This is a genomic window from Streptomyces sp. SID14478, assembly GCF_010548525.1.
Taxonomy (GTDB): Bacteria; Actinomycetota; Actinomycetes; order Streptomycetales; family Streptomycetaceae; genus Streptomyces.
In genome coordinates, this window is record NZ_JAAGMG010000675.1 from 1 (window position 1) to 4,342 (window position 4,342).

General features: G+C 71.7%; 6 protein-coding genes and 1 pseudogene. 2 read left to right on the top strand and 5 right to left on the bottom strand.

Annotated elements, in window-relative coordinates:
- A partial coding sequence (locus tag G3I40_RS22405; protein WP_164303927.1) for a polysaccharide deacetylase family protein occupies nt 1-711 on the top strand: 711 nt, incomplete at its 5' end.
- Nucleotides 712-754: 43 nt separating this feature from the next.
- Here G3I40_RS22405 and G3I40_RS22410 read toward each other — a convergent pair.
- Complete coding sequence (locus G3I40_RS22410) at nt 755-1,414, bottom strand: class F sortase (RefSeq protein WP_164303928.1); 660 nt, start codon at nt 1,412-1,414, stop codon at nt 755-757.
- Between the two features lie 349 nt (nt 1,415-1,763).
- On the opposite strand from G3I40_RS22410, the gene G3I40_RS22415 reads away from it, so the two are divergent.
- Nucleotides 1,764-2,255 (top strand): hypothetical protein, encoded by a 492-nt coding sequence (locus G3I40_RS22415; RefSeq protein WP_164303929.1) that lies wholly within the window; start codon nt 1,764-1,766, stop codon nt 2,253-2,255.
- A gap of 116 nt (nt 2,256-2,371) precedes the next feature.
- Here the strand turns inward: G3I40_RS22415 and G3I40_RS22420 are convergent, their stop codons facing one another.
- From G3I40_RS22420 to G3I40_RS46530, 4 genes and pseudogenes are all read right to left on the bottom strand, one after another.
- The gene (locus G3I40_RS22420) at nt 2,372-2,878 is read right to left on the bottom strand and encodes a hypothetical protein (RefSeq protein WP_164303930.1); all 507 of its coding nucleotides are present in this window, start codon (nt 2,876-2,878) and stop codon (nt 2,372-2,374) included.
- 141 nt (nt 2,879-3,019) lie between these two features.
- A complete protein-coding gene (locus G3I40_RS22425; protein ID WP_164303931.1) occupies nt 3,020-3,274 on the bottom strand; it encodes a hypothetical protein in 255 nt (84 codons plus the stop codon).
- Nucleotides 3,275-3,319: 45 nt separating this feature from the next.
- Nucleotides 3,320-4,081, bottom strand: coding sequence for a DUF4239 domain-containing protein (locus G3I40_RS22430; RefSeq protein ID WP_164303932.1), 762 nt, complete (start codon nt 4,079-4,081; stop codon nt 3,320-3,322).
- Between the two features lie 18 nt (nt 4,082-4,099).
- Nucleotides 4,100-4,342 (bottom strand): annotated as a pseudogene (locus tag G3I40_RS46530) (hypothetical protein); the annotation flags it as partial.

Here is a 4,342-nt window from a genome sequence, read left to right on the forward strand (position 1 = left end):
GCGGGACCGCCCGCCGCCCGCGCCCTCAAGCCGTCGGCGTACCGCCTGCGGCCCCTGGCCGGCTACGGGCCGCAGCGCGCCGCCCCCACGAAGCTGAAGGTGCGTCACGAACCGCTCCTGAGCATGGAGTTCGACCGCGGCGACCGCGCCATGGTGCTCACCTTCGACGACGGCCCCGACCCCCGCTACACCCCCGACATCCTGCGGACCCTGCGCAAGCACGACGTGCGCGCGATGTTCTTCGTGTGCGGCGAGATGGCCGTCGACAACAAGGACCTGCTGCGCGAGATGGCCGACGACGGGCACCTCGTCGGCAACCACACCTGGACCCACCCGCAGCTCACCGGGATGACCCGCTCGGGCATGCGCCCCGAGATCGAGCGGACCTGCGAGGTCATCGAGGACGCGATCGGCGAACCGCCGGCCTGGTTCCGCGCCCCCTACGGCGCCTGGAACCGTGCGGCGTTCCGGCTCGGCGCCGAGCTCGGCATGGAGCCCCTCGCCTGGACCGTCGACACCCTCGACTGGAACACCCCCGGCACCGGCACCATCGTCTCCCGGGTGCTCGGCGGTGCGGCGCCCGGCGTCGTGGTCCTCAACCACGACGCCGGCGGCAACCGCTCGCAGAGCGTCGCCGCCCTGCGCGAATACCTGCCCCGACTGCTCGACGACGGCTACCGCGTCACGGTGCCGCGCCGCCGGGGCCTGTGACCCGCACGACTCCCAGGGGCTCTCGCCCGCCGGGCCCGTGCGTTCAGCGCACGGACACCAGGCGGGCGAAGGCCACCACGTTCCCGTCGTAACCGCTCTGCTTCGAGAAGCCGCCGCCGCACGTGATGACCCGCAACTCCGGTGTGCCGTTGGAGCCGTAGACCTTCTTGCCGGGGAAGTTCGCCTTCTCGTAGACGTCGATCCCGTAGACCTCGAACACGGCGGTCCTGCCGTCCTTGCGCCGGATCTCGACGTGATTGCCCTTCTTGAGGGAGCCCAGGCCGTAGAAGACGGCGGGCCCCTGCATGTTGTCGACGTGGCCGACGACGACCGCCGTGCCCTTCTCGCCGGGCGACACCGCGCCCGTGAACCAGCCCGCGAGGTTCGGGTCCTCGGGCGGCGGCGCGTCCACCCAGCCCTCCGCGTCCAGGCCGACCTGCGTCACCGGCGCGTCCACCCGGATCGCCGGGATCCGCACCCGGTCCACCAGCGCGAACGGCAGTGGCTCGGGCGCCTTCGACTTCGCCCACTCGGGCGCCCGGCTGTCCGCGGCGGCCGCCGCGGCGGGCTGCGGCGGACCGATGTCGAACTCACCCGAGCCATTGCGGATCAACGCGAGACCGGTCAGCAGCACCAGCGCTATCACGCCCCACGGCGCGCGCTTTCTCGGCTGCTCCTCGTCTGCGAGCCTTGCGTCGGACATTCGCTCATCCCCTCTGGACGCGGCGGCGAGACCGCGACCGGTTGCGCGTAGCAAAACGCTAAGTCGACCTCGCGCGGCCAGCGACGGGGCGAGGGCGAACGGGTGGCGGTGCGGGGGGTCTTCCAGGGGGCCGGTGCGCCATCCGAGTTGCCGACATCAGGAAATTTCTGACGGTCCGTGACCTGCGGCAATATCGGGTTGTACGGAAATCCTTCGGTGTGTCGGCTCACCGGTACGGCCGAGTGTCGAAATGCGGCTCTGCGCACGGCATCTGAGGGTTCGTCTGGGAGGCGTACTCGCCGAAATTCCCGGGGACCTTCCCCGGGGGCGCCTTCCGCGGAGGATTTCCATGCGTAGCACCCGTGCCCTGGCGGTGTCCGCCGTCGCGGTCGCAGCCGTCGGTCTCGCCGCCCCTGCCGCGTCCGCCTGGACGGACCCGACCAACATCCAGGCCATGCCGAGCGTCATCCCGCGCGGCGGCCAGCTGACCGTCACGGTCGACGGGACCAAGTGCCAGTCCGGCGGCACGGCCACGTCCGACGCCTTCGGTACGGCCAACTTCAGTGCCGTCCCCGGTGGCAGCACGGCGAGCGCGACCGCCACCGTGCACGACAACGCCAACCCCGGTGCGCACGACATCACGGTGAACTGCCAGGGTGCGTCGCTGACCCGGCCGGCCGCCTTCACGGTCATCCACGGCGGTGTCCGCGGTGGTCTCGGCGGCGCCAGCGAGACCGGCGCGACCCCCACCGACATGGCGATCGGCGGGGCGCTCGTCGCCTCCGCGCTGATCGGCGGTGGCGTGTTCTGGATGCGTCGCCGCGCGGAGAGCAAGGCGTAACGGCACGAGCGGAACCTCGGGCCCCGACCCCCTTCGCGGGGCCCGAGAAGCACGAGAACGGGCCGGTGCCCCGAGGACAGTGGGGTCCTCGGGGCACCGGCCCGTTGCCGCGTCCGTCAGGCGCTGTCGTCGCCGGTGCGGCGCCGCGCGAGGTGGTACGCCGTGCCGAGCGCGCCGGTGATCAGGGCCAGACCGATACCGATCTCCTGCAGGTCGAACCCGCCGATGGAGCCGCCGACGCCGGCCCTGACGCCGTGATGGACAGGTGGTGGTGTCGGTTCGACGGGTCTGCCGCCCGCGATGGTGAGGTCGACGGTGCGGGTCGACCGGCCGCAGGTGAACGTCACCGTGTACACGGCGCCCTGTCTGGCGTCCCAGTCGACGGTGGCGGTCCGCGAGCCGCTGCCGCTGCCGATCGTGACGGTGTCGAAGATGCCGGCGGACACCCTGGTCTGCCGGGAGCAGCCGCTGGCGTTGAGCGTGACCTGACCGCCCGCGGCGATCGTGGTGGGCGAGATGCTGACCCGGAACGGATCCGACTCCCTGGCGACGGCGGTGGGTGCGGTCAGGGTCAGGGCGGTCAGCGAGAGCACGGCGGCGGAAGTGGCTCGTATCGCGTGCATGGTGATTCCTCCGGGTCCACGAGGAGCAGCTGCGGACCGGTTCCGCTCGCTTGGGACAAGCACCTCGCTCCCCGAAACGCTAGGGACACCCCCTTATGGGCGCGATCCCTGTCGTACGAACGGGGCACGTATGTGGGCCGGTCAGGGGATGGCGCGGCGCGCTGACGGCCCGTCGGGCCCGGTCGTGTGCCAGACGTGCGGCCCCGCTCCCCGCCACTCGACCAGGTGCGGATCGTCCAGCGTCGTGTCCGCCTCGCCGAGCCCGGTGCGGCGCAGCAGCTCCGTCAGGTCCCCGTCGCTGTGGGCGAGCCCGGCGGCCCGCCCGCGCACGGTCACGTGCCGCCCGCCCCCGGGAGCGGGCGGGTGGACGACGATCGGGGCGTGCCATGGCGTCATGCCCTCAGGGTGCTCCGCGCCCGGGCGGCGCGCAGCCCGACGGCGTCAGCGGACGCCGGGGAAGAGCATCAGGAACGGTTCCGCGGTGGCCGCGACCCCCCGGCTGTAGGGCGCGTCCAGGTCCCAGATGAGGAAGAGCAGGAAGGCGATCAGGGAGGAGAAGAGGCCGGCGAGGAGCAGTTCGCGCGGTGTGCGCCGGATCTGCAGGGCGAAGATCATGCCGATCGTCACCAGGCCGCCGACGATCAGCCCGAACCAGACGACGCCCGGCATCGTGGCGCCGGTCGAGTCCGCGCGGGCGTTGCGCGCGTCGTCCGCCGCCGTCACCTGGTCGACGAGCGGCTGGTACGCCTGGGCCTGGAAGTCGTTCTTCGGCTCGAAGTCCGTGACGTCGCGGCGGACCTTGTCGAGCAGCTGGGTGCCCTTGTCGGTGAGTTCTCCCTTGGTGCGCATCGCGTGCCACTCCGTCGTCACGACGTGGCTGACATACGTGTCGACATCCGTCCGGATCCGGTCCCTGACCTCGGGCGGATAGACCCGGACGCGTTCGTGGATCTCGTGCAGCGCCTGTGCCTCGTTGCGCACGTGGTCCTGTGCCGCACTGCGTGCCTCCCAGACGCCCGCGATGGCCAGGCCGAGGACGATCGCGTAGACCACGCCGATCATCATCGTCATGTACTCGATGACGTCAGGCGTCTCCGAGGGGTCGTCGTCGTCCCCGATCCTGCGTTGTTGCAGGACTTGGACGACGAGAACCACCGCACAGACGGCGACCATCGCGAGGGCGAGAACAAGCCATTCCGACATCGAAACCTCCACACACGATCAGCGGGGACGCAGCGCGGCGACCGCGAGCACCGCGGGTGCGGTGATGAGCAGGGTGAGCGTGACCAGGGACGGGCCGCTGCGCGGGGGCGCGTGGTGCACCGCGGGGCGGTAGACGGGGTAGTGCACGGGCGTGGGGGTGGGGCTGGGCTTCGGCGGTTTCGCGTGGGTCGGGGTCGGGGTGGGAGTCGGGGTGGGAGTCGGAGTGGGGGTGGGGGCGAGGATCGGAGTCGGCGGGGGAGG

Excerpts from the sequence above, each read along its gene's own strand:
- G3I40_RS22410 (WP_164303928.1), bottom strand. The coding sequence starts at position 1,414 with ATGTCCGACGCAAGGCTCGCAGACGAGGAGCAGCCGAGAAAGCGCGCG.
- G3I40_RS22415 (WP_164303929.1), top strand. The coding sequence starts at position 1,764 with ATGCGTAGCACCCGTGCCCTGGCGGTGTCCGCCGTCGCGGTCGCAGCC.
- G3I40_RS22420 (WP_164303930.1), bottom strand. The coding sequence starts at position 2,878 with ATGCACGCGATACGAGCCACTTCCGCCGCCGTGCTCTCGCTGACCGCC.
- G3I40_RS22425 (WP_164303931.1), bottom strand. The coding sequence starts at position 3,274 with ATGACGCCATGGCACGCCCCGATCGTCGTCCACCCGCCCGCTCCCGGG.
- G3I40_RS22430 (WP_164303932.1), bottom strand. The coding sequence starts at position 4,081 with ATGTCGGAATGGCTTGTTCTCGCCCTCGCGATGGTCGCCGTCTGTGCG.